Genomic DNA, 24665 nt, shown 5'->3' on the forward strand with positions numbered 1-24665 from the left:
GTCAGCCCTTTCCGTCTCGTTGCCTCTGCGCTGTCTGCGCTGTCTGCGCTGTCTGCGCTCTGGCGCTCGCCCAATGCCGGGCGGCCGTGAAACTCGCCCACGCGGTGAGCTCGATGAGCGTTCGATCGCCGGCCCCGTCCCTGCGGAAGTCGTCCACGACCGTCGCGTCCACCTGATACGCGGCGATCGCCGTCAGCAGAGCCAACCGGGCGGCGGCGCGCTCGGCGGGCCGCAACCTGGCGGCGGCCTCGTGCGCCCAGCCGCGGCTGAGGCCAGGCGGTCGCCCACCGCGCAGCGCGAGCTGGCCGAGCACCAGCTCGCGCACGTCATCCGGCACCGCCCTGGCACCGGCCTCCTCCATCACCGCGTAGGCGGCGGCGAACCCCTCCCGCAGGGCTACACTCTCTGACGCCCAGTGCAGGTCGTCGGGGATCGGCGCTGGGGGAAGCAGGCGTACCGCCGCACCCGGCCCGCTCATCCTGCGGACGAGGGGCCGCGCGAGCACACCGATCAGACGGCGCGGCACGGCCGCGCCGGCGGGGAACAGCCCGTCCGGCAGGAACACGTTGACCATGCGATTCAGATACTGGAAGGTCACGGCGGTGCCCCAGAGCTCTGGGGCCTGCTCAGCGGGTACGGGCATGTCGTCGAGGTCGCCCCTGGCCCACGCCACCGCGCGGCGGATCGCGACATCGGCGATCTCTTCGATCCTCCCGCCGTTCACGGCGGCGGCATCGCGCTCCGCCATGAGCCCGTGCGCCATCGTGCCGTGCACGTCCACGCAGTACGGACACGAGTTCTGCTGGGACACGGCGGTCGCCACCGCCTCCTTGACCGCGCGGTCCAGGGGTCCCGAGACCACCAACGACTCGCGCACCATCGCCCAGGCGGCCGCCAGCGACTCGGGGGCGGGCGAGTGCAGCGCGACCGGCGGCGCGAGCATCCCGAAGTCACGCTCGACCTGGGCGTAGACGTCCGCGACCAGCCCGCGTGCGGCGCTGGGCGGGACCGGGGTGACATGGCGCACCTGACTCAGCCCCCTGCGCCGGGTCATGCGCGCGACGAGCCCGGTCATCGTCTGTCCGCGAGATGCGCGACGCCACGCCGTCCGCTGGTGCCGCCGTCGGGAGCGGGCGCGCCGTACCGCACCTGGACGCCCCGCTCTCGCGCGGCGTCGACGATGCCGGGGATCGCGCGCTCGGCGAGCGCGGCGATCGTCATGGCCGGGTTGACCGTCAGCGCGCCCGGTACCGCGGAACCGTCCGTGACGAAGATCCCCGGGTGACCGCGCAGCTCGTGACGGTCGTCGAGAGCCGAGGTGGCCGGGTCGTCCCCGATCCGGCACGAGGCCAGCGGATGGACCGTGTACGCCCCGACCACGTCGTTCGACCACGCCTCGGCGCGGGCCAGCCCATCACGTTCCAGGATCTCCTTGGCGTCGGCGTCCGCCTGCGCCCACGCCCGCAGCGTGCTGGGCGCCGGGTCGTAGCGCAACGTGCCCCGCCCCAGCATCTGCTGGCTGATCCGGACGGCGTTGCCGGTGGGCGGAGGGGGCCCGAAGACGCCCTCGTTGGCGTCCTCGATCATCTCGAAGATGATCAGCCAGGATTTCCAGCGTTTGAGCATCTCCTTCTTCGACAGCCCGAACCACGAGGGCCCCGGCCCCGACCGCAGCTCGTCGGGCGTCTGAGCCAAGATCGTGCCAAGGCCCGGAGGGAAGTAGAGCTGCTCCAGCGAATAGCGGCTGAACTCGGGCAGAGAGCCGTCCAGACGATCCCAGTTGGCGACGCAGGGCCCCTTGCCGATGTGGAACGCCTCGTACGCCGTCCCGTCCCCCCGGTCAAGCCCGAGCACCTCGCGCACACGCTCCTCGTTCATGACGGCGGTGACCAGCCGTTCCCCGTTGCCCGAGAAGTAGCGCCCCACCCCGTGCGGCATCGGACCGAGCCCCGGTTCGCTCCGCTGCAGGATGACGGGGGTGGCGCCGGCGCCGGCCGCGAGGATGACGAGTTTGGCGTCGATCGCGCCGGAGTCACCGCGAAGCCGGTAGTCCTCGCCGTCGATGAGGTCGTAGTGCACGCGGTAACCGCCACCATCGGTCCGCGAGATGCGCTGCACCTCGTGGAGGGGCCGCACCGAGGCCCCGTGCGCGATCGCCGCGGGGAGGTAGTTGGTGAGCAGGGAGCGCTTGGCGCCGAACCGGCATCCGGCCATCATCCAGTTGCACTTGACGCACGTGTCGTTGTCGATCGCGACCGGCACCGGGTTCGCGGTGCGGCCGGAATGGTCGCAGGCCGCGGCCCACAGGCCGCCGGGATAGGAGACGTCCTCCCATCCCTGCGTGCTGACCGGGATCGACTCCGCGACGCGGTCGTACCACGGCTCGAGCGTGTCCCGGTTGATGCTCGCCGGCCACATCCGCCTGCCGATGCTGCCGTGCCGCTCGAAGACGAACCGGGGTGCGCGCGGCATGGCGGCGAAGTAGATGACGCTGCCACCGCCGACGCAGTTGCCGCCGAGGATGTTCATACCGTCGCCCACGGTGAAGTCGAAGATCCGCGTGTACGACGACCCGAGCTTGTAGTCGTGCTCGAACTCTTCCGTCTCCACCCAGGGCCCGCGTTCGAGGATCACCACGTCGGCGCCGCCCGCCGCGAGGTGGTAGGCGGCGATCGCGCCGCCGAAGCCGCTGCCCACGACGAGCACGTCGGTCTGTTCCACGCTGGTCATCGCAGGCTCCCTGATGCGGTCGTGTCCGGGTGCAGGCGAGCCAGCGGCCGGCCGTAGGAGTTCTTGGGGTACCGCCACAGGCCGTCCGGATCGGGGGGTGTGATCCCCATCGAGGTGAGCCCGGGATGGCCGGCGGCGATCGCCTCTGCCGTGGGCAGGTGCGCGGCGGAGTCGTAGGCCATGTAGCAGAAGAGCGCGAGCAGCACCCACAGCTCCTTCTCGGGATGGCCGGGCGCGGTCAGGAGGGTGGCCAGGTCGGTGCGCCGATCGAAGGGCAGGGCGGCGAACGGGGGAAGTGCCGGATCGAGCGACAGCCGCTGCTCCGCGGCGTACTGCCGCGCGTGCGCGTTGAGATCCCTGACGTAGTCGTCGAGCGCGCGGCTCAGACCCGCCGCGTCCCACTCCAGCAGTGCCAGTGCACCTGCCGCGACGGCGCCGCCGCCCGCCGAGGCCCCCGCGATGGCCGCATCGTCGGGAGACCGTTTCTCGCCGGGAACGATCGTGTCCGCGAACGCCTCCAGGGTGAGCGTGCGCTCATGAGTTCGGTCCGAATCCATGCCTTCATCGTCGGAGCACCCAGAATGTCGCGCATCTCCTTGTGAGCCCGGTCAGCACCAGCCGACTTCGGTGGCGATGCGAATGGCGTCCACGCGATTACGGGCATTGAGCTTGACAACGATCTTCGACAAGTAGTTTCGTACGGTTCCTGGCGACACGTGGAGGCTGGCTGCTATCTCCGGCGGCTCCGCGCCTTTCGCGGCGAGCCGGAGAACCTGGATCTCCCGTTGCGTCAGGGGGTTCTCGCCCACGTCCCAGGCGGTCAGGACGAGTTGCGGGTCGATGACCCGTCCTCCGGCGGCGACCTCCCTGATCGCCGAGGCCAGCCGGTTCGCCGGCATGTCCTTGAGCAGGAACCCGGACACCGATGCGGCCAGAGCCCGCCGGAGCGTTCCAGGCCGGCCCAGCCCTGTCAAGATCAGATTGCGACAGGCCGGCAACCGCTGATGGAGCTCGTGCGCCGCCGTGAGACCGTCCATCACGGGCAGGTCGATGTCGATGATCGCCACATCGGGACGCTTCTCCAGCGCGACAGGGACGATCCGGTCGCCACTCTCCACCTCGGCCACGACTCTCAGGTCGCGTTCGCTCTCCAGGAGCGCCACCAGAGCCTCACGCACGATCCGCACGTCTTCGGCGAGAAGGAGCTTCAGCATCTGAACCACCAATCATCTCCCGGGCTGGCCCCACCCCATTGCCTGCCGTCCTCCAGGTTGGTTGTACGAATTACCCCGGCCGACCAAGGAAGATTATTGATATACCGACCGCAGGTCACGCATGACAGCAAAAGGTATCTCGGCAGTGAGGTGGAACCACTCCCCCTCCGTCTCCGCCCGCAAGCTGCCGTTGATGGCCTCCACGCGCGCCCGGACATGCTCCAACACGTCCTCGTCGCTTTCGGCCCGGGTTGCGCCGTCGTGTGAGACGCGCAGCCGCACACCGCCGCCGTCTTCGACGCTCGCCGCGACGACGCACCGGCGCACGCCGCCCAGCCGCACCACGCTGGTGATCGCATCACGGAGCACCATGGCGAGCGCCACGTCGAACTCCTCTGGGAGCCGGTCGCAGGCGATGTCCACCCGCGCCTCGATTCCCGCTGCCGACAACGCCGCGCGGGTCGACTCGACCTCCGCCGCCAACGACACGTGCCGATACCCGCTCGCCGTGGAGCGCACCTCGGCGACCAGTCGGCGGGCCGCCGCCAGAACTTCCATGATGTGCTCCTGCGCGCGCTCCGGCTCGGTCAGCGTGAGACCGTGAGCCACGCCGCAGTTCCACATGATCGTAAAAAGATCACGATCCAGCAAGTCGTTCACCTTGCGCGCCACCCCTAGCCGTTCCTGCGTCACGGCCAGGCGGACGATCTCGTCCCTGGTTGCCCGAAGCTCCGAGACCACCGCGGACAGCGACGTGAGCCCGTAGATGGCCAGCCCGGCCTGCAGGGTCGAGCTCACCAGATATCCCAGCAAGACCGTCTCGTCCCCGATGGCCAGGGCGACGGCCAGGACGGCTCCCCCCACGGCCGCGTACAGCCACCATCGCCGGCTTCCGCGCAGAACCAGCAGGATCGACCCGGCGAGGAAGCCCGCCATCGCCCCCCACAGCGCGCCCACCCATATCACCGAAACGAACGACGCCACCGCCTGGATCGAAAGGGTCGCCACGCGGAGAAGGCCCGGCCAGGCTCGAGGGCCGAAGAACGTGTGCGCGAACTGGGTGACGAAAAGGACGGCCAGGCAGATCCCCACACCTAACGTGAAGCCCGCAGGATTCCGCCAGAGAATGTTCGTGATCAAGATGGGAATATAGCCCAGCAAAACCGCCGACGTCAGGAGATTGGCGGCTCCGGGCGCCCACCTGACAGAGCTTTGCCGGGAGAGATCGGAGAGGTTTCCGCCACCGAGGTTGCGTTGCTGCGCCAATGCCTCGGCCGGCACATCGGACAACCGGATCTCGGCGAGCAGACGAAACCAGCTGTCCTCCCGGCTCACCGTGATCTGCCCGCCGATCTCAGCCAGCCGCGAGGTCAGATTATCGAGCCCGCTGCCGCCCGATGAAATCGTATCGGAATTGACCCCGTCGTTTGCCACGCTCAGCCATACGAGACCATCACGCACGCCGCCTGCAATATCGCATTGACGGGCCTTGCTGTGGCGTAATACATTGGTTATGGCTTCCCGCAGCACAATGGCCAGCACCGAATCGACTGTTTCCGGAAGGTCGCGGCAGCGAACGTCCATCCGAACCTCGATCTGCGCCGCCGACAGCGTCGACTCGATCGATCTGACCTCTCCCGCCAACGACAACTTCTGGTCGCCCATCGGAATCATCCGCAGGGCCGCGGTCGCCCAGCGGGCGATCCACAGGGCCTCCCACATCACCTCCTTCGCCCGCTCCGGCGAGGCCGGCAACAGCCGGTGCGCGAGCTCGTTCTTCAGGGTGAACGCCAGCAAATCGTGCCCGACCACGTCGTGCAGGTCTCTGGCGATGCGCACCCGCTCGCCGGCCGCCGCCATCCGGCCCAGCGAGCTGCGGCCGCCTTCCAACTCCTCGGCGAGGGTCGCCAGGAAACTCAGGCCATAGAAGACCAGGCCGTGCACGAGGGTGAACGCAAGAACAAAAACAATGTTGATCGCGCCCAGTCCGTACGCGTAGAACAACACGGCGTTGGCGACGCACACCAGCGCGCATAAGAGCCAGTTGTACGGGGCGGCGACAACAAGGAGAACGGACGAGGCCAGCAGCGGCACTATGGCGGAGGCCTGCGGGCCGATCCACAGGGCCGGGGCGAACACCGCGACCGCCAGCGTCGTCACGGAGGCGATTCGGGCGCTGAGCGGCCAGCGCCACGGCTTCCCGAAAGAATGCGCGATCTGCAATCCGAACGCCACGGCCATACAGGCGCCGAAAGCCACGACTTCAGGCACCCGCGCCGACTCCCGGCCCACGCCGTTGAGCGTGTTCAGGATCGCGTCGAACGCGAACCCGAAGAGCACTCCAGCGGTAACCATCAGGGCCAGTCGCGGCGCCGGCACCGTGGGGCCGCCGTTGCGCCGCATCCGGGAGACCAGGGAGAAGATCCGACTTAAGGGGATAAATCGGATTAATCGGACATCTCGCGCCCCCGCCACGAGACTCTTGGTCATCCCCGCCCCTTCCGACCCCGGCGAATCGGCGCAGCCTCAGTCGAAGATGAGGCTATATCAGGCCGATCGACTGGACTAGAGCGCGTCTTACAAGTGATCACGACAGGAGTTGTCAGATCTTTGTTCCCGGTGAGACGTGATAAAATTACCGATGAAACCCGGTATGTAGATGGAGCGGTTACTGTCCGCCACAGGCGGTAAGGGTCGTCCGTGGTGTGATTATCGCCAGGTCATCGACGGCTTCTTGCGGCGGCTGCCGGCCGGCGCGCCGTGATGCGACATCCCGAAACGCCGCGGCCGCGCACCCGGGTCCACAGGCCGCGCCACCTGGTCGAACGATGCTTCGGCACGCCCAGGCGGCGGGCGGCGATCGCCACCCGCTTCGGCAAACGTGTCAGCCAGTACCGTGCCATCATCGGCTGCCTGATGCTCTCGCTCCGCCACGCCGAATTTCAGACACGCTCCAGCCCGATAGTGGAGCCGCCGAAAAGATCATCGCCTTTCGGTAATGGCACACTCGCTCAAATTCCCGCGACGGCTGGGGTCGGCAAGAATGCCGTCAGAGGAACAAAGGAATCGGGTTGAGCTCGTCGTACGAGGTCGCCTTCCCGAGGCGGCCGAGACGGACCGGCACGTCGTAGAGCCTGCCTTCGGCGAATCTCGCCCAGAAGTGCCGGAGGCCGGGAACGATGACCTTCACGACAGGCATGCCGATGTCGGGGCGCGTCTGGTCCAGTACGAGAAGCTCGGAGCCCAGCCGGCTGACCAGGCCGCGGACGTGGTCGATGTCGTCGCACAGATCGGCGCGTGGCACGTACGGGTAGTCGGACCTGCGCCGTGACGACTGGAGGGGGTCGGGCAGGAGGTAGGCGTGCGCCGCCGTCGTCGCCGTCTGCCACCAGTCCAGGAGGTGCGGATCGGCCGCGCCGTACCCGGTCCCGTCGGCCTTGGCCCCGGCCACAGCGGGCAGCAGCTGGCCGAGTTCGGTGAGAGCCCGTCGGACGGCGACATGCGGATCGAAGTGCGCTCCGAACCCGAGCATGAGGTCCTCAGCCGGCTTGTCCACCCGCTGGGAGATCGCCGCCATCGCCGCGATGCCCAGGTCGGTGGTCAGATCGAGCACCCAAAGACGCCGGCCCACTTCGGCATAGCGTTCGCGGAGGTCGGTGATCCACGTGTCGCCGAACGAGGCGAGGTCGACCTCCGGTTGACGCGTGCGGTTGTACCACCACAGGGCCGCCGCGTCCCGCTCCACGAGTTCAAGGAACCCCTGGAGGATCGCGTCCTCCAGGCTCGAGCCCGCGGCGTTTCCGTTGGAGTCGGCCCACAGCGGGGCGGGAGCCGCGTCGCCGCGGAAGTAGAGCACGTCGGTGGGGAGAAAGCGGTGCCGTCCTGTCGTCAGCGACCACACCGGCGTCCACTCCACAGCGGCCGTTTCGTCGAAGGGCTCCGGCACCTGGTGGAACGGCGTGGTGGAGGCGTTCCAGCGCTCGCGCTCGCTGAACTGGCGCGAATGGAAGAGCTGGTAGTCGTTGGGATGCAGGGCCTGGGGGCCGAGACCACGAAGAGTGTCGAGCACCGTCTCCTCGTCCCCGAAGCGGGAGGCGCAGTACCGCTCCACCGCTTCACAGAGGGCTCCCACCTTGGCCTCGATGTCGCCGGCCCCTTTACCGCCGCTCCGTGACCGAAGCCCCGCCCTGGCCGCTTCGAGGCGGTCCGATCGCAGCGCTCGGTTGTGTCCCGCGAGGTAGGAGTGCACAAATGCCGGCGCACGAGAGTCACGCCGGATCTCCCCCGTGACGCCCGTGACGGGATCCGCCAGGTGGCCGTACCGCTGCCACACCTGCTCGGCGGAGAGCGACCTGTGACCGTTGCCGGGCCCGGACGAGGTGGCCTTGAGCCGAGGCCGCACGACGATCGGCGCTCTGGCCTGAGCGGCCACCATCTTCGGATCCCCACAAGAAGGACATTGCGGCCGACGCTCCACAACGTGCCGCCGGCTCTCCAACGTGGTGGTGTCCAGCGTCCACAGGACGCCGGACAGGTCGTCCCGCTCCCCCGCCAGCCACTTGGCCGCTTGCAGGACCGCGAGCTGGATCCCGATCATGCGCGTCGCGGGGAGCGAGGCCGGCGGAGGGCGGACGGAACCTGTCCCGCCCAGCTCGCGCCGCACGCAGCTCTCCCCCTGCCGTTGCTCACGCAACCGGCCCGCCAGGCAGGACCAGCACGGCCCCGCCTTCGGGTCGAAGACCGGGCCGATCCAGTGAACGGCGCCGGACGTGACGGCGGGCAACCAGGCTCGTCCCAGCGCGAGGTGCCGCGTGTTGATCCCGTCCAGCTCCTGATCAAGGTAGTCGTCGCAGAAGACCAGCGAGAGATCGGCGGCGCCCGCGCCGTCTCCCCTGCTCAGCCCCATCGCCCGGCACGCGTCCTCGACATGCTCCGCGTCGGCTTTCCCGACCCGCACGATGTCCACGCTCGCCTGATCGACCTGGTCTCCGTCGAGCCCGGCCAGGTCCCAGTAGGCCTCGGCCTCGGTGTCCCGCGTTTGCGAGGAGTGGCGGAACCCGATGAGGTTCGCCTTCGAAAGCCGGCCGAGCATCTGACCCAGCTCTTCCGACGAGCACGTGGGTGCGAGGGCTTCCCGCACTTCGGCCAAGGTCCTGGTGCCGTCGAGCAGTGTGGCGACCGCGTGCGCGTGCGTCCCCGACAGGGCGAACGTCCCGGAGGGCGAGACGAGGTAGACGGATCCTCCGGAAGTCAGCTCAACCCGCACATGGCGCCTGAAGGTGATACAGGGGTCTCCGGTGCGCCTGACTTTCATCGCGCCGCGTCAGGCATTCACCTGAACGACGGGATGGCCATGACCTGTTCGCTCGGGTGGTCGAGGTCCTCGACCTGGATGGCGACGTCATCCAGCCGGAGTTCCGGCGCCTCTTCCTCGCTGGTGATGACGATGCCGAACCGGGCCAGCGTGCCCACCGGATCTTCGCGGTAGTCGTCCGCGAGCCGCGGTTCCGTCCACGCACGCATGACCAGCTCGGCGAACCGCCAGTCCTGTTCCTTGATCTTGTCTGCACGCGCGTTGACAGCGGCCATCTGCCGGCTCCTCGGATTGCGTCGGCTATGACACCCAGGATTGTGCGTCAGCCGCCACGACGGGAAAAGTTATAGATTCACCATTCCATATGTGAATTTTTCACACCCGGGTCGTGAATCTCTCTATAGAACACGACAAAAGGTGCATACTAGACTCCGACTCACGAGCTTCCACCCGTTGACACAGCCAGGACGGAGGCTGAGATGGACACGGTGAGATGGACACGGTGAGTGAAGAATCCATTAAAGCCGTCATCGCAATGCTCCATGAGAATCTGAGCGAAGAGGTAACGGTCGATGACATGGCGCACGTCGCCAGGTTCAGCAAGTTCCACTTCTCTCGCATTTTCCAACGGGCAACCGGAGTTTCGCCGGGACGGTTCCTTTCCGCTCTCCGCCTGCAGAAAGCCAAGCGACTCCTACTGGAAACGTCGCACAGCGTGACGGAAATTTGCCACATAGTGGGATATTCCGCGGTGGGGACATTCAGCTCCAGGTTCAAGAGCATGGTCGGGATGGCACCTGTGGATTATCGGCAGAACGGCGGCTTCCGGCCGGCGCCACCGGTGAGCATCGGGCCGGCGGTCATCCGCGGCGTCATCACGGTCGCGGCCGAGGCACGGGACGATCCCACCTTCATCGGAATCTTCCCGCGCCGCATTCCCGAAGGGCTGCCCGTGCTGCCCACGATGATTCCGCAGGCCGGGCCGTTCGAACTCAGCGGCGTCGCGCCCAACGACTGCTATGTGCTGGCCCGGTCCTTCCCGAGGCACGGCATCGGGTCGATCGCGGTGTACGGCCCGATCTCCGCACGGCCTGAGTCACCCGCGAACATCGTCCTCCGGCTCAGGCGGATACAGGAAGTGGATCCCCCGATCCTCCCCGCCCTCCTCGACCGGGAGTCATCGAAGGCGGTCGGCCTCCCGGTGTAGCCGCACCCGCATCGGCAGGCCGACCTCCTGTGTTTGTCAACGCGAGGATGTCCGTTCGACATCTCTGGCGCGGTGCTGGTCCCGGCCAGCGGCCGAGAGGGGACTTCCGGGCCGTACCACGTGCCAGCCCTAAAAGAGCGGTCGCCACGCCCTCGGCCCAACCGCGTGACCGGTCGTCGCCGGCCTGCCTGTCGGCGACCAGGCCGGCACGGACACGGGCCGAAGTGTGGCGGTGGAGACCGCCTGCGTCGCCGCTGCCTCACAAGCTTCCACGACGACGCCGAACTCGTCGCCCTCCGCCTCCGGACGCGGTGGGAGGTTGAGGACGTCGGCAGGGTCTGCGCGGGCCGGTGACTACAGCGGGATGTTGCCGTGCTTGCGTTGTGGCTGCGTCTGCCGCTTGTTCCTCAGCATGGCCAGTCCGCGCGCGACCGCGGCCCGGGTCTCCGCCGGGTCGATCACGTCGTCCACGAGGCCCCGCTCGGCCGCGTAGTAGGGATGCATGAGCTGCTCGGCGTACTCGCTGGTCAGCTCGGCCCGCAGGCCCTCCGGGTCGGCGGAGGCCACCAGCTCCTTGCGGAAGAGGACGTTCACCGCGCCCTGCGCGCCCATGACCGCGATCTCGTTGGTGGGCCACGCCAGCGACAGGTCGCTGCCGATGGAACGCGAGTCCATGACGATGTACGCCCCGCCGTACGCTTTGCGCAGGATGACCTGGATGCGCGGCACGGTCGCCTCGCAGTAGGCGTACAGCAGCTTGGCGCCGTGCCGGATGATTCCGGCGTGCTCCTGGTCGGTGCCGGGAAGGAATCCGGGGACGTCCACCAGCGTCACGATCGGGATGTTGAAGGCATCACAGAACCGCACGAACCGGGCGGCCTTCTGCGACGCGGCGACGTCGAGCACGCCCGCGAGCACCATGGGCTGGTTGCCGACCACGCCGACCACCTCGCCGTCGACACGGGCGAGGACGCAGACGACGTTCTGCGCCCAGATCTCGTGCACCTCGATGAACTCCCCGTCGTCGACCAGCTCGGCGATGACCGCGCGCATGTCGTACGGCTTGTGCGACTCGACGGGAACGATCTCGGCGAGCCAGGGACGGTGGTCGGAGGCCGCCCCCCTGGACGGCAGGCTGGGGGGCGGGTCCAGGTTGTTGCTGGGGAGCAGGGAGACCAGGTAGCGCACGTCGTCCAGACAGCTCTCCTCGTCGTCGTAGACCAGCGTCGCCACTCCGGTGCGACGGCCATGGACGTCGGCGCCCCCTAGATCCTCGTGACTGACGCGCTGACCGCTGACCGCCTCGACCACGTCGGGCCCGGTCAGGTACATCCTCGCCACGTCGCGGACCATGAAGGTGAAGTCGGCGAGCGCCGGAGAGTAGGCCGCTCCTCCGGCGCACGGCCCGAGAATGACGCTGATCTGCGGGATGACGCCCGAGGCCTGGACGTTGCGGCGGAAGATCCCGCCGTACCCGTCGAGGGACATGACGCCCTCCTGGATCCGCGCTCCCCCGCTGTCGTTGAGCCCGATGACGGGGGCTCCGGCAGCGATCGCCAGGTCCATCACCTTGTGAATCTTCGCGGCGTGCGCCTGGCCCAGCGAGCCGCCGAACACCGTGAAGTCCTGGGCGTACACGAAGACCCTGCGGCCGTCGATCGTGCCGGAGCCCGCGATCACGCCGTCGGTGTACGGCCGGTTCTCGCCGAGCTTCATTCCGTGGGCCTGGTGACGGCGGTACATCTCGATCTCGACGAACGACCCGTCGTCCAGCAGGAGGTCGAGCCGCTCGCGGGCGGTCCGTTTGCCGAGCGTCCGCTGCCTGGCCACCGCGTCGCGGGACCCGGCGGCGATCTCGTGACGAAGCCGGCCGTGCCGCTCGCGCAGCGAGGGCATCGTCCGCGGTTCCTCCCTCTCGGAGGGCTCTCGGAGTGCTTCCGGCGGACTGGACTGCTGGTTGGCCAGCATCACAGATACCTCGCTAAAGGGGGATCATGGGCGGGAGTCATCGCTCAAGCGTGCCCGCGGGGAGATCCTCATGTCTTCTCCGGCTGTGCCGACGCGAGAGGACACAGCAATTTCAAAGAAACCACCATGCGCACCGAGCTGCTAAGTTAAGCCAGATTTAGCCAGCTAACGGAAATTTCGGTCAATCCCGATACGGAGGTTTCCCATGGCTGCTGGAGCGGCCGCCGCGCATGGCCATCCGCAAAGAATCGGATCGCTTAACGGGCGGTACCACAGAATCGGTCTCAACATTTTCCTGGTGGTCGTGGTGGCCCACTGGGCCGAGCACGTCGCCCAGGCCATCCAGGTCTACGTCCTCGGCTGGCCGCTCCCCGACGCGCTCGGCGTGCTCGGGGAGTTCTTCCCCTGGCTGGTGAGGTCCGAGTGGATGCACTACGGCTACGCCCTGCTCATGCTCATCGGGCTCGTCGCACTCCGCAAAGGTTTCACCGGCCGGGCCCGTACCTGGTGGAACGTCTCGCTGGGCATCCAGATCTGGCACCACTTAGAGCACCTGCTGCTGCTCCTGCAGGCGCTGACGCATCACAACCTGCTCGGCCGCCCGGCGCCGACCAGCATTCTGCAGCTCGTCTTCCCGCGCATGGAGCTGCACCTGTTCTACAACGCGGTCGTTTTCGTCCCGATGGTGGTGGCGATGATCCTGCACCGCCGTCCGCGAGAGTCGGAGCGCGCGAACATGGCGTGCACGTGCGCCTCCTCCCCCTCGTACGGGTAGTTCGTGCTGCACCGGCGGTGCCGCCTACGTGCCGGGGAGCATCAGCGCGCCCCGGACGTAGACGGCGAGGTGCTCGCGGTCGCACCGAGGCGGTAGGCGACGATCTCGGCCTTCTCACCGGGGAGTTGCGGCCAGCCGCCGGCCGCGAGCAGGGTGTCCCCATGGACCGCCACCGGCGAGTTCGACGTGGCCGGCAGCTTCGCCTGCCAGACCTCCTGGCCCGTCCCGGTGTTCAGCGCGTGAACCGTTCCGTCGAACGTCGTGGTGAAGACGAGGTCGTTGGCCACCGTCGCCGCGCCGTAGGGTGACTGGCCGAACGGGTGCGTCCACTTGATCGCGCCGGTCGCCAGATCGATCGCGACCAGCTCACCCGTCGCCTCGTCGAACGGCGGAAACTCCGGCACAACCTGGTTCGTCCAGTTCGCGGCGTAGTTGTTCACCGCGGCGTACACGGTCGTGTCGTCCACGGCGATCGGCGCCGGAATGCCGCCGAGCACGCCGGGATAGACCGTGAACGGCATCTGCGGCAGTTTCGCGTACTCGCCCCTGAGGGCGAGCAGGTTGTCGTCGTCATGCCCGTTGTGCTTGCCCACCGGTGTCTTCCACAGCAGCTCGCCGGTGCGCTGGTCGTAGGCGTAGACGTAGCCCAGCTTGCCCGAGGCGAGCACCGTCGGCCTGCCGCCCGCGCGGGTCAGGACCGGAGAGTTCTGGAGGTCCCAGTCGTAGATGTCGTGGGGAAGCGGCTGCTGGTACCACAGCGGCCTGCCCGTCGCCGCGTCGAGCTTGACGATGGAGTTGGTGTAGAGGTTCGGGCCCGGCCGGCTCGAGCCCCACGGGTACTCCTCCGTGCCGAGGAAGGGCCCCGGGTTGCCGACGGAGACGTAGAGGTCGCCCTTCTCGTCGAAGCCGGGCGGATGCCACAGCCCACCGCCGGAGTTGATCTCCGGCTTGCCCCAGAGGTCGGTCGGGACCGTGTTCCACTTCCACTTGGGACGGCCGGTCGCGGCGTCCAGCGCCCAGAGCACGCCGACGCCGTCGCCTGAGAAGAAGGTGTCGGGGTTGCCGGGGACCGTGGACACGTAGACGGTGTGGTCGTTGAAGCCGGGGGCCATGTCGATGCCCTCGTTCTTGTTGCGAACGAGCGGCTTGCTCCAGAGTTCCGCACCCGTCCGCGCGTCGAGCGCGAACGCGGACGTCACGGTCGCGCCGTACACCCTGCCGTCGCCCACGTTCACGCCGTTGGGGCCGCTGCTGGGCGCGTTGTACATCTTCGTCCATAACAGCCGGCCGGTGCGCAGTTCGATCGCGTAGACGTTCGAGCCGAGATCCTGCGTGTACACGACGCCGTCGGCCACGACGGGCGTCGTCGCGTAGGAGCCCGCCCAGCGGTCCGAAGGCGCCTTGATCGGCACCGACCAGGCGACGCCTAGCCGCGAGACCGACCTGGAGTCGATCGGACCGCGGACGCGTCGGGTGTTCGCCTTGTTCCCGTTGGGCGCCGACCACGTCGGCGCGACGCCGTAGTCGCCCGGGGTGTCCGCCGTCGCCGGTGTGAACACACCGGCGCCCGTGGTGCCGACGATGACCGCGCTCACCGCGACGACGGACAGCAGCCGGGCGACCGGCCGGGTGCCGCGAGTCTGGTTCGATGGCATCCGACCCCTCCTCTTGTCTCGATCCTTCGAGCGCTGAGGGATGGCTCGGCGCTTTTCCAGCGGCACGCTACCGGCCGGCCCGCTCGGCGCCTTCTTCTCGATTGCGGTATTCACAGGCCACACCGCCTGCCCGCGGCGCCGATGGCCGTAGCCGTGATGACGTTGTCGGCGTGACGCACGGCGGACTCGCGCCGCACTCGCGCCGGGTACTGTCGGGGGCTTTCTGGCCCGGGCTCCCGCGTCTACGGTTGAGGCCATGGTTCCGATGATCACTCTCAACGACCAGAGCACCCTCCCGCAGCTCGGCTTCGGGACGGCCCTCATCCCAGCGGACCAGACCGCCGACGTCGTCGGCCAGGCGCTCCAGGCGGGATACCGGCACATCGACACCGGGCAGTTGTACGGCAACGAGCAGGGGGTCGGCGCCGCCATCGCCGCGTCCGGCATCCCGCGCGAGGAGCTGTACGTCACCAGCAAGCTCAGCACCGGCGACCACCGTCCGGACGACGTGCGCCGTTCCTTCGACGAGAGCCTGGACAGGCTCGGCCTGGACCGGCTCGACTTCTTCCTGATCCACTGGCCGCTGCCCACGCGCTACGACGGCGACTACGTCTCGACCTGGAAGGCCGTCACCGACCTGGTCGCCGACGGCCGGCTGCGCACGGCGGGCGTGTCGAACTTCGAGCCCGCGCACCTTGACCGCGTCATCGCCGAGACCGGGCTGGTGCCCGCGGTCAACCAGATCGAGGTGCACCCGTACTTCGCCAACGACACCGCCCGCGAGGCTTCACGCCGGCACGGCATCGCGGTTGAGGCGTGGGGGCCGCTCGGGCAGGGCGCGGTGCTCGGCAACGAACTGATCGGCAAGGTCGCCGCCGCCCACGGCAAGTCCATCTCGCAGGTCACGCTGCGCTGGCACATCCAGCGCGGCGACATCGTCTTCCCGAAGACGACGTCGCGCAAGCGGATGGAGGAGAACCTCGACGTGTTCGGCTTCTCGCTGTCGGCGGAGGAGGTCGAGGCGATCAACTCACTCGACAAGGGTGAGGCGGGCCGGCGCGGGCCGCATCCGGACACCTTCGACTACGTCCCGGAGTGACCTCCCATCCCGCTCGGGCCTTCCCCGTCGAGGGCCGGCCAGGTCTTCCGTCCTGAGCATCGTCGCGAGGAGCGCCTCGACTGAGTGGCGTGCCCTGGCTGCGACCTAACACACATCATGAGATGCGGCGGAGAAACGAAAGACCAAAGCTATAAGTATCCAAACTTCCACGAAGGGGTACTCATGGCTTTTATCTCCCTTAACTCTGATGAACCGGGAATTCGCAGTCTCTTTCTGTATCGCCCGGAGACCGCCCGCCCGTTGAACGAGCTGGTGGAGGTACTGCTGTGCGGGGAGAGCACCCTGTCACGCGGAGAACGGGAGCTGATCGCGGCGTACGTGTCGTCGCTGAACGAATGCCGGTTCTGCTTCTCCACGCACGCGGCGATCGCCGCCGCCCACCTCGACGAGGGCATGCCGCTGGTGGAGCAGGCCTGCGTCAACCTGAGCGCGGCGCCGGTCTCCGGGAAGCTCCGGGCGCTGATGGACATCGCGGGCGCGGTGCAGCAGAGCGGGAGTGCGGTCACCGAGCAGCACGTCGCCGCCGCCCGGGCCCTGGGCGCCACCGACATGGAGATCCACGACACCGTGCTGATCGCGGCCGCCTTCTGCATGTTCAACCGTTATGTGGACGGCCTGGCCACCTACGCCCCGGACGACCCCGCCGTCTACGCCGAGCGGGCGAAGCGGTCCGACGGTTACGTGGCGGGGCTGACCGAATTGCAGGGCCAGGCCTGAGCGTCCCCTGTAAGCAGCGGGACGACCGCTAAAGACCGTTTTATAGCGAAATTGACAAATAATTCACCCATTGCCTGATCTGCGCCCGGATGAGGGTTGACTCGGCCACGGTGATCGCTCACGCTGCGCGTGAAGTGCTCCGTCGCCCATCCCTCAAGGAGTGTCCATGGCGCATGTCACGCTGGGCCATGATCAGCCGGGCGTTCCCGGCCCGTTCAGCCGCCGGCCGCAGACCGCGCGTCCCATGCGCGGGCGGCCCGGGGTGCCCGGCGAGCCGGGGCCGCGATGCCGATGACCGCGACCTTCGCCCACCGTTATCTGATCATCGGCGCGGGACCGGCCGGGTTGCAGCTCAGCTACTTCCTGCAGCGGGCCGGGGCCGACTACCTCACCCTGGAGCGTGACGCCGCCCCGGCGTCCTTCTTCCGCCGCTATCCGCGGCACCGTCGCCTGATCTCGCTGAACAAGGTGCACACCGCCCAGGACGATCCTGAGATCAAGCTGCGCTGGGACTGGAACTCCCTGCTCAACGACGCGCCCGACCTGCTGTTCCCCCGCTACTCGAAGGAGTACTTCCCGAGCGCGGACGACCTGGTCGGCTACCTCGCCGACTTCCAGCGCGAGCACAAACTCAACGTGCGTTTCTCCACACCGGTGGACCTGATCGAGAAGGTCGGCGGCCGGTTCGCCGTGCACGCCGCCGGGCAGGTGTTCCACGCGGAGTGCGTCGTCATGGCGACCGGCTGGGGCGGGCCGAACATCCCCGACATCCCGGGCATCGAGCTCGCCACCGGGTATGAGGACATGCCGACGAGCGGGGAGGGGTTCGCCGACAAGCGGGTGCTGATCATCGGCAAGGGCAACTCGGCGTTCGAGACCGCCCAGGCCCTGCTCCCGCACGCCGCCGTCATCCACCTTGCCAGCCCGCATCCCGTCCGGCTGTCCTGGACGAGCAAGCATCCCGGGGACGTGCGCGGCCAGTACGGCGCGCTGCTCGACAGCTACTGGTTCAAGACGCTCCACGGCGTGCTCGAATGCGACATCGACCGGATCTGGCGTGAGGGTGACACGTTCAAGGCCGCCATCACCTACACCCTGGCCGAGGGCGAGCAGGCGTTGCTGGAGTACGACGCGGTGTTACGGTGCACCGGCTTCCGCATGGACACCGGCCCCTTCGCCGTCTCGTGCCGGCCCGAGCTCGCCCCGAACGGGCGGATCCCGGCGATCGGCCCTGACTGGCAGTCGGTCAACGTCGACGGGCTCTATTTCGCGGGCACGCTGATGCAGGGTCGCGACTTCAAACGCGCGTCGTCGGCGTTCATCGACGGCTTCCGCTACAACCTGCGCACGATGTCGAGGCTGCTCGCCGAGCGTTACGAGCAGACGCCGCTCAACCACCAGGAGCTCCCGGCCGATCCCGACAGGCTGGCCGGCACGATGCTCGACCGGGTCAACCACAGCTCGGCACTGTGGACCCAGTTCGAGTACCTGTGCGACGCGTACGTGGTCGACCCGGCCACCGGGCAGGTCCGCCACTACGAGGACCTGCCCGAGGACTACGCGGTCGAGCGATTCGCCGGCGAGGCCCAGGTCTTCACCGTCACCCTGCGGTGGGGCCGCCAGGACTACGGCGACGTCTTCGCCATCCAGCGCCACCCCACCCCGGACCGGGCCGAGGAGAGCGCCTTCCTGCATCCGGTCATCCGCCACTGGCGCCGCGGTGACCTGGTCGCCGAACGCCACCTCCTGGAAGACCTGCTCGCCGAATGGCGTCATCCCGTACGGCACGTGCAGCCGCTGTGCGCGTTCCTGGCGCACGAGCTGGCCGCGCGGGACGGCGCGTCAGCCGAGAGCTCCTGACGTGGTCTGCTCCATCAGATAGTCGACCACGTCGGCGGGCCGCCCCTGCTTGGCGAGGGCGGCCCGCTGACGTGCCGCCCCCGTGCCGGTGGCGCGCAGCCACGCCAGCCGATCGGTCACCATCTCCAGGTCGCCGGTCTCCTCCAGGGCCGGCCGGCTGTGCCGTACGAGCGCGTCGAGCAGGTCGCCGGCGGTCAGCAGCTCGCCGGTGACGGGGGAGATGCCGTGCCCGTCCAGCCCGTCGCGGGCGGCCCGCCAGTACGCCGCGCGCAGGAGCTCGGCCGACAGCCGCGGGCCGGGGTCGCCGGCCGCGACCCGCCCCAGCGCGGTCACCACCAGCGCCCGCACCACGGCGGCGAGCAGGGCCGACTCCTCCGCGGTGGCGGGCACGTCGGTCACCCGGATCTCCAGCGTCGGCAGCCGGGAGGACGGCCGGACGTCCCAGAAGATCGTTCCCGGGTCCACCAGCACGCCCGCCTCGGTCAGCCTGCCGATCAGCTCGTCGAACTCGGCCAGCGAGGAGAAGTACGGCGGGGGACCCGCGACCGGCCACTTGGTCCAGCAGAGCGTGCGCCAGCTCGCATAGCCGGTGTCACGGCCGGTCCACATCGGGGAGTTGGCCGTCATCGCGATCAGGACGGGCAGCCACGGCCGCAGATGGTTGGAGACGAGCACCGCCTGCTCCCGGTCGGGCAGGTGCACGTGGACGTGCCCGGCGCAGATCGTCTGCTCGTCGTGGAGCGATCGGTAGGTCGCGATCCCGATGTCGTACCGGGGGTGATCGGTGATCAGCGGCGGGACGACGTCGCCCAGCACCGGGGTGCCCGAGGCCACCACCGCCAGCCCGCGCTCCCGGGCCGCCGCCGCCGTGGCCACGCGCATGCGCCGCACCTGTTCTTCCAGGTCGGAGAGGTCGGCGCTCGGTGGCGTCTTGGCCTCCACCTGGTACCTGGTGATCTCGGTGCTCGTCCGCTCCCCCAGCTCCTTCGCGGCCTGCGCGATCACCTCTGCGGCCCGCGGAGACACCTCGCGCGTCAGGGGGTCGACGACCAGGTACTCCTCCTCGACCCCCACCAGCGGGCAGGCGGCGTCGAAGGGCACTGGCTGCGGGGATTCGGCGGTCTCCGTCATCGCTGCTCCGAGGGCTCGGCGTTGATCATCAACGTGCTCCGACGCAACCGTACTTCACGTCCTCGCACAATGAGCTCGATCGCGCCCGAGCGCCGTTTGTTAGAGGCTCTTACCACCTCATTATGAACGCGCGTGGAGTTCCTCATCACCTTTTGTTATGCCGACGCCGAACCAATGCGTAAGGACGGGAAACAGCGAAGCCGCCGACCCAGATCACGGAGTCTCCCGGGGCTCTCCCGTCTCATGGATTGAGACAACCGTGGCGAGTCCACGGGCTTGGCAGAGAGCACGATCGAAGAAGACGGCGTGATCTCCAATCGTGCAGGATTCACTCGAACACATGACGCCAAGTGACCGGCGGCCTCCGCTGCTGCCACCCCCCAGCCTTGGTGTTGGCGGTGCGCGCCGACCGGTAATGGGCGCAACGCGGAAGTGGGCTCATGTCGCCGAACGCTGGCTCGTCACGTGGTTCTCTGCGCTCGGAAAGGGAACTGGACATGCGGCAAGAGGAAACACCCGCCCGCGACACCGTGCAAACACCGAGACCCAGACCACGCGTCACGAGACTGGGGCGGGCCGCCATCAGCGTGTTCGTCGCCCTGGTGGCCCTGTTCACCATGACTGCCGGCGCCGACGCGAGCGGAACGCCCAAGGAACCCTCGACCGGCCCGGCGCTCTTCGCTCCCGGGTTCACGCACGGGAAGGTCGCTGTCGACGGCGGCACCCTCCACTACGTCATGGGCGGGTCCGGCCCGGCCATCGTGCTCCTGCACGGCTGGCCGCAGACGTGGCTGATATGGCGTCAGGTGATGCCCGAGCTCGCCCGCAAGCACACCGTGATCGCGTTCGACCTGCCGGGGCTGGGAGACTCCTCCATACCGGCCGGCGGCTACGACAAGGTCACCACCGCACAGCGGATTCACCAGGCCGTGCAACGTCTGGGCTTCAGCCAGGTGGGGCTACTCGGCCACGACCTCGGCGCCCTGGTCGCCTACCCCTACGCACGCGACTTCCCGACCGAGGTGACCCGGCTCGCCGCGATCGAGACGCCACTGGCCGGCTTCGGCCTTGAGGAGCTGTACGGACTGAGCTGGCACTTCCGGTTCAACTCCTCCCCCGCACCGATTCCCGAGCAGATCATGGACAACGACGACGTCAGGACCTACCTCGGCATGATGTTCGACTTCAGTCATCGCCAGGACGCCGTGGATCGCGAGCCGTTCTTCGCGGCCTATGCGGACCCGGCCAGGCGGACCGCGGGGTACGAGTACTACCGGGCGTTCGCCGGCGACGCGGAGAACAACAAGGCCAACGCGGCGAAGCGGCTGCCCATGCCGGTGCTGGGGATCGGTGGGCAGTACTCGTTCGGGCCCGGCGTCGCCGACTCGTTCCGCAAGGTCGCCGACGACGTTCGTTCCGCGGTTGCGCCCGACTCCGGGCATTTCGTCCCCGAGGAGAATCCGACCTTCCTGAGCGATTGCGCAGGCCTCTTCTTCGGCACCGAGAACACCACACCACCTCGGCCCGAACTCGCCGGCTGCGCCCGGTAGCACAGACACCGATCCCAGGCACCTGACCAGAGGCCGGACGCCGGCCTCTGGTCAAACCTTTTGGGCGGACCCCACCGAACAGAGCACCACGGCATCACCGCCGACGGCCTGGCGTGCCAGAGCCGCAAGCTTTCAGGGTCGAGCACGTTGGAAGAAGGATTTCGCAGCCTCGATCATCACAATTGGGTGGTGATCCGTCGACATGCGCGCCGCGAGAGTTCGCCGTGGTTCTTCGCAGTCTTGGGGCTCGTTGCGGGCTTTCTGCTCTTCCTCGCTGTGCCGAGTGTCATGCCCGCCATCCGGGCCGCCCGGGCTGACGGGACACCCGGCGTCTTCACGGCGGAAAGGCTCGACTGCGTTTATCACGGCCCGCACGAGCAGTGCAACTGGCTGGGCGAGTTCCGCGCGGACAACGGGGAGCGGCGGCAGGTCTCCCTGTACGGCAGCGACAGTGACACGCTCCGCGTCGGCCAGCAGACCAAGGCTGTCGACGTCGGCCGGTCAAGCCGCGTATACGGCCCCGGGGGCTCCAACGAGTGGGTGTTCACCGCGCTGCTGCTCGCCGCGGGCCTCTCGCTGCTCGTCTACGCGGTGAAGCGACTCGCTCCGCGGAGTGCGCAGTCCGACAGAAGCGCCGTTGGGTAAGACACCTTCATCCTGTGGGTGAACTGCCGCGACGCCGCGTTCCGGCCGCCATCTCGCCGCAGCGCCGAGCGCGACTGCGGACCACCCCCCTCGCCGGAGGAGATCACGATGGCACGTCCCAGGACCATGCCCGACCGCGAGGCCCTTCATCCCGCCCCCGCGACGTCCACCTTCGTCAACGGCGCCTTCCCCCGCAGGCGCTGGCTGGTCGTGCTGCTCAGCGCGCTCGGGGGCTTCCTGCTGACCGTCTTCTGGTCGGCGCAGTTCGTCGACCAGGAGATCGGCGACAGCGTCGCCAACGCGCTGCTCGGGCACGACGCGAAGGCGACGCCGATCGCGGGAGTGGCTGCGGGCATCACGTTCGCGTTCGTGTCCGGGCTGGCCGGCACGTTCACCGCCTGCAACGTCGCCGCGCTCAGCGCGGTGGCGCCCCTGCTCGGCGCCGGCGGCAGCCGCTGGGGTCGGCTGCTGCGCACGCTGAAGCCGCTGGGCTGGCTGTCGGTCGGCATGCTCGCGGTGTCCGCCACGTACGGCGCGGTCGTCGGGCTGGTCGGCACCCGCATGCCGCAGTTCTCGACCGCCCAGAACGTCGCCGGGAGCCTGTCGCCGCGCAGCATCCAGTCGATGGCCGTTTTCGGAGTGATCGGACTGGTGATGCTGTACCTGGGCCTCGCGGCGCTCGGCATCGTGCCCGACCCGTTCGCCCGGATCGCCGCGCGCTTCCCGAACTTCCCGATGGTCTTCATGGGCGGGTTGATCGGCGGATTCCTGATCGGGCGCCCCTTCCCCCTGTTCCGGCAGATGTTCCGCGACGCGGCTGACAGCGGGAACCCGCTCTACGGCGCGGTCGCCTTCAGCCTGCAGTCGCTCGGGAACATCGTCATCATGTCGGTGCTGTTCCTCGTCCTGACCGTCGTCGCAAACGGCCGGCCGCAGCGGTGGCTGGCCACGAAGCCGAGCCGGGTCGCCGTCCTGACGGCCTCGGCCCTCATCGTCGCGGGCGCTTTCACCTTCCTCTACTGGGACGTACGGCTGCTCGCCGGACGGGGGATCATCCCGTGGTACCCGATCGTGGACTGGTTCTCGTCGTAGGGCACCCCGGACATGACAAGAGGCCGTCTCCCGCATGGGAGGCGGCCTCTGACGTGGTGGGCGATACTGGGATCGAACCAGTGACCTCTTCGGTGTGAACGAAGCGCTCTCCCGCTGAGCTAATCGCCCGCCCTGTGCGGCCCCTCGCGGTGCCGACGGGGAAAACCATACCGCACTTCGGGGGGTGCTGGCGAAGCGACGATCTCCCGGCCCGAGGGGTAGCGACGAAGGCCGGAGGGGAATCGGGGGAAAGGGGGCAGTTGCCCGTCGGTGTGGCTGCTCGTTGTCATACCATCGTCGTGTCCCGGAAGGTGCCGATCGTGATCTTTAGTAGGAAACGTTCTTGGTCGGCCCGCCGAGACAGGCTCCACAACTCGCAAAACCCTTGCAAATACGACCCGATTGATGCCGTTTAGCCAGGTAGTTGCCCAAATGTCCAGCTGTGATGTGCGTTACAGAAGGGCCTCGGAGCGGAATCTTTCCTACAGGTTTCTTCGTTCCGCGTCATAGCTCAGGACGAAGTCCGTCAGAGCAGTGAAAGCCCCGTGTGGGGACCTACGACGAAAAGGTTTGGCTGACGATGAACAGCACCACCGTCTCCGCCGAGCTTGGCCTTCGGCTTGTGGTCCCCGACCGTACTACCGTCCCCCTCCTTGCCGGGCTGAGCTATACAGCCGACGACCCGTATGCCATACGCATGGCCTTCCACGTAGGGAACGACGAACCGGTCGAGTGGATCTTTGCCAGGGAACTTCTGACCGTTGGCATCGTGAGACGTGTCGGCGACGGCGACGTGCAGGTCTGGCCCGCACGCGCCGACGGCGAGCGCACCCTCCATATCAGCCTGACCTCACCGTTCGGTCAGGCTCTCTTCGAGGTGCCGCTGGCCCCGCTGACGGAGTTCCTGCACCGGACGTACGAGAAGGTGCCGGCCGGTCGCGAGACCGACTTCATGGATCTGGACGCCGAGCTCACCAACATGCTCTGGCCGTCCTGAACCAGCGCGTGTCACCCCGGCAGTGAGTCCAGGGTGGCGCGCATTCTGCTGATCTCGATGCTCTGGCCCGAGTAGACGTCCTTGGCCATGAGGCGCATGCGCTGGTCCTGGCCGGCCTTGAGTTCCTCTCCCGCCATCCGCACCGCTCCCCCGTGGTGTCTGATCATCAGGGTGAGGAACAGCCGGTCGAACGCGGCGCCCCTCGCCGCGCCCAACTGATTCAGCTCCTGCTCGTCGGCCATGCCGTCGCCGGTCTGGGCGTGGGCGTGGCCGGCCGGCGCCGAGCGGCCGAGCTCGCCCAGCCAGTCGGTCATGAGCTTGATCTCCGGCTGCTGGGCCACGGCGATCTGCTCGGCATAGCGCCTGATCTCCGCATTTGTGGTCCGGTCCTTGACCAGGCCGGTCATTTCCAGCGCCTGCCGGTGGTGCGGGATCATGGCCTCGGCGAACCGGACGTCGGCCGCCACCGGCCCCGGCGGCCGTTCCCCCACCCGCTCCCCCGGGGTGGCCGTCCTGGCCGGGGTGCCCGGACCCTGTGGGACGATCACTGGTGCGCCCGTGCCCACCGCCGGTGGCTGCTCGGGTTCCTCGGCGCAGCCCGTGAGGGCCAGCGACGCCAGAAGAGCGACCAAGAACGCGCGCGCCGGACTCATGGCTGACATAGCTTCCATACTGAGTCAAAACGATAAG

The 24665-nt window shown here is 68.2% G+C and carries 20 protein-coding genes and 1 tRNA gene; 9 read left to right on the top strand and 12 right to left on the bottom strand.

Annotation, left to right across the window (positions count from 1 at the left end; all coding sequences use genetic code 11):
* Position 1 precedes the first annotated feature (1 nt).
* The 7 genes from ABT294_RS35170 to ABT294_RS35200 form a co-directional block, all read right to left on the bottom strand.
* On the bottom strand, positions 2-1075 hold the full coding sequence (locus ABT294_RS35170) for a carboxymuconolactone decarboxylase family protein (RefSeq protein WP_350810642.1): 1074 nt from the start codon (positions 1073-1075) through the stop codon (positions 2-4).
* Positions 1072-2730, bottom strand: coding sequence for a GMC family oxidoreductase N-terminal domain-containing protein (locus ABT294_RS35175; RefSeq protein ID WP_350810643.1), 1659 nt, complete (start codon positions 2728-2730; stop codon positions 1072-1074). The genes ABT294_RS35170 and ABT294_RS35175 overlap by 4 nt, the downstream gene beginning before the upstream one ends.
* Complete coding sequence (locus tag ABT294_RS35180) at positions 2727-3287, bottom strand: DUF5987 family protein (RefSeq protein WP_350810644.1); 561 nt, start codon at positions 3285-3287, stop codon at positions 2727-2729. The genes ABT294_RS35175 and ABT294_RS35180 overlap by 4 nt, the downstream gene beginning before the upstream one ends.
* A 51-nt stretch (positions 3288-3338) precedes the next feature.
* The gene (locus ABT294_RS35185) at positions 3339-3944 is read right to left on the bottom strand and encodes a response regulator transcription factor (protein WP_350810645.1); all 606 of its coding nucleotides are present in this window, start codon (positions 3942-3944) and stop codon (positions 3339-3341) included.
* Positions 3945-4037: 93 nt separating this feature from the next.
* The gene (locus ABT294_RS35190) at positions 4038-6434 is read right to left on the bottom strand and encodes a sensor histidine kinase (RefSeq protein WP_350810646.1); all 2397 of its coding nucleotides are present in this window, start codon (positions 6432-6434) and stop codon (positions 4038-4040) included.
* 559 nt (positions 6435-6993) lie between these two features.
* The gene (locus tag ABT294_RS35195) at positions 6994-9210 is read right to left on the bottom strand and encodes a TOMM precursor leader peptide-binding protein (protein ID WP_350810647.1); all 2217 of its coding nucleotides are present in this window, start codon (positions 9208-9210) and stop codon (positions 6994-6996) included.
* 65 nt (positions 9211-9275) lie between these two features.
* A complete protein-coding gene (locus ABT294_RS35200; RefSeq protein WP_350810648.1) occupies positions 9276-9533 on the bottom strand; it encodes a hypothetical protein in 258 nt (85 codons plus the stop codon).
* A gap of 218 nt (positions 9534-9751) precedes the next feature.
* Here ABT294_RS35200 and ABT294_RS35205 point away from each other — a divergent pair, with 218 nt between their 5' ends.
* On the top strand, positions 9752-10465 hold the full coding sequence (locus ABT294_RS35205; protein ID WP_350810649.1) for a helix-turn-helix domain-containing protein: 714 nt from the start codon (positions 9752-9754) through the stop codon (positions 10463-10465).
* A gap of 354 nt (positions 10466-10819) precedes the next feature.
* On the opposite strand, the gene ABT294_RS35210 is transcribed toward ABT294_RS35205, so the two are convergent.
* The gene (locus tag ABT294_RS35210) at positions 10820-12361 is read right to left on the bottom strand and encodes an acyl-CoA carboxylase subunit beta (RefSeq protein ID WP_350810650.1); all 1542 of its coding nucleotides are present in this window, start codon (positions 12359-12361) and stop codon (positions 10820-10822) included.
* A 370-nt stretch (positions 12362-12731) separates the two neighbouring features.
* Here ABT294_RS35210 and ABT294_RS35215 point away from each other — a divergent pair, with 370 nt between their 5' ends.
* Positions 12732-13208: a hypothetical protein gene (locus ABT294_RS35215; RefSeq protein ID WP_350810651.1), complete on the top strand. Its 477-nt coding sequence runs from the start codon at positions 12732-12734 to the stop codon at positions 13206-13208.
* A gap of 41 nt (positions 13209-13249) precedes the next feature.
* Here ABT294_RS35215 and ABT294_RS35220 read toward each other — a convergent pair whose 3' ends face one another.
* Positions 13250-14863 carry an outer membrane protein assembly factor BamB family protein gene (locus ABT294_RS35220; RefSeq protein WP_350810652.1) on the bottom strand — a complete coding sequence of 538 codons (1614 nt, stop codon included), beginning with the start codon at positions 14861-14863 and terminating at the stop codon, positions 13250-13252.
* 256 nt (positions 14864-15119) lie between these two features.
* Here ABT294_RS35220 and ABT294_RS35225 point away from each other — a divergent pair, with 256 nt between their 5' ends.
* From ABT294_RS35225 to ABT294_RS35235, 3 genes are all read left to right on the top strand, one after another.
* Complete coding sequence (locus ABT294_RS35225; protein WP_350810653.1) at positions 15120-15962, top strand: aldo/keto reductase; 843 nt, start codon at positions 15120-15122, stop codon at positions 15960-15962.
* Positions 15963-16145: 183 nt separating this feature from the next.
* Positions 16146-16700 (top strand): carboxymuconolactone decarboxylase family protein, encoded by a 555-nt coding sequence (locus ABT294_RS35230; RefSeq protein ID WP_350810654.1) that lies wholly within the window; start codon positions 16146-16148, stop codon positions 16698-16700.
* 285 nt (positions 16701-16985) lie between these two features.
* Complete coding sequence (locus ABT294_RS35235; RefSeq protein WP_350810655.1) at positions 16986-18560, top strand: NAD(P)-binding domain-containing protein; 1575 nt, start codon at positions 16986-16988, stop codon at positions 18558-18560.
* Here ABT294_RS35235 and ABT294_RS35240 read toward each other — a convergent pair.
* Positions 18543-19691 carry a carboxylate-amine ligase gene (locus ABT294_RS35240; RefSeq protein ID WP_350810656.1) on the bottom strand — a complete coding sequence of 383 codons (1149 nt, stop codon included), beginning with the start codon at positions 19689-19691 and terminating at the stop codon, positions 18543-18545. The genes ABT294_RS35235 and ABT294_RS35240 overlap by 18 nt on opposite strands.
* Positions 19692-20188: 497 nt before the next feature.
* Between ABT294_RS35240 and ABT294_RS35245 the strand changes: the two genes are divergently transcribed.
* The 3 genes from ABT294_RS35245 (at position 20189) to ABT294_RS35255 (ending at position 22978) form a co-directional block, all read left to right on the top strand.
* Entirely contained in the window at positions 20189-21241 is a 1053-nt protein-coding gene (locus ABT294_RS35245; RefSeq protein WP_350810657.1) for an alpha/beta fold hydrolase, read from the top strand.
* Between the two features lie 288 nt (positions 21242-21529).
* Positions 21530-21886, top strand: coding sequence for a hypothetical protein (locus ABT294_RS35250; protein ID WP_350810658.1), 357 nt, complete (start codon positions 21530-21532; stop codon positions 21884-21886).
* Positions 21887-21994: 108 nt separating this feature from the next.
* Positions 21995-22978 (top strand): hypothetical protein, encoded by a 984-nt coding sequence (locus ABT294_RS35255; protein ID WP_350810659.1) that lies wholly within the window; start codon positions 21995-21997, stop codon positions 22976-22978.
* Positions 22979-23032: 54 nt separating this feature from the next.
* On the opposite strand, the gene ABT294_RS35260 is transcribed toward ABT294_RS35255, so the two are convergent.
* Positions 23033-23107 (bottom strand) — tRNA-Val (locus ABT294_RS35260).
* Between the two features lie 451 nt (positions 23108-23558).
* Here ABT294_RS35260 and ABT294_RS35265 point away from each other — a divergent pair.
* Positions 23559-23975 (top strand): SsgA family sporulation/cell division regulator, encoded by a 417-nt coding sequence (locus ABT294_RS35265; RefSeq protein ID WP_020547189.1) that lies wholly within the window; start codon positions 23559-23561, stop codon positions 23973-23975.
* Positions 23976-23986: 11 nt separating this feature from the next.
* Here ABT294_RS35265 and ABT294_RS35270 read toward each other — a convergent pair whose 3' ends face one another.
* On the bottom strand, positions 23987-24637 hold the full coding sequence (locus tag ABT294_RS35270; protein ID WP_350810660.1) for a DUF305 domain-containing protein: 651 nt from the start codon (positions 24635-24637) through the stop codon (positions 23987-23989).
* Between the last annotated feature and the right edge of the window lie 28 nt (positions 24638-24665).

The sequence above is a fragment of the Nonomuraea sp. NPDC000554 genome (assembly GCF_040300065.1).
Lineage (GTDB): Bacteria > Actinomycetota > Actinomycetes > Streptosporangiales > Streptosporangiaceae > Nonomuraea.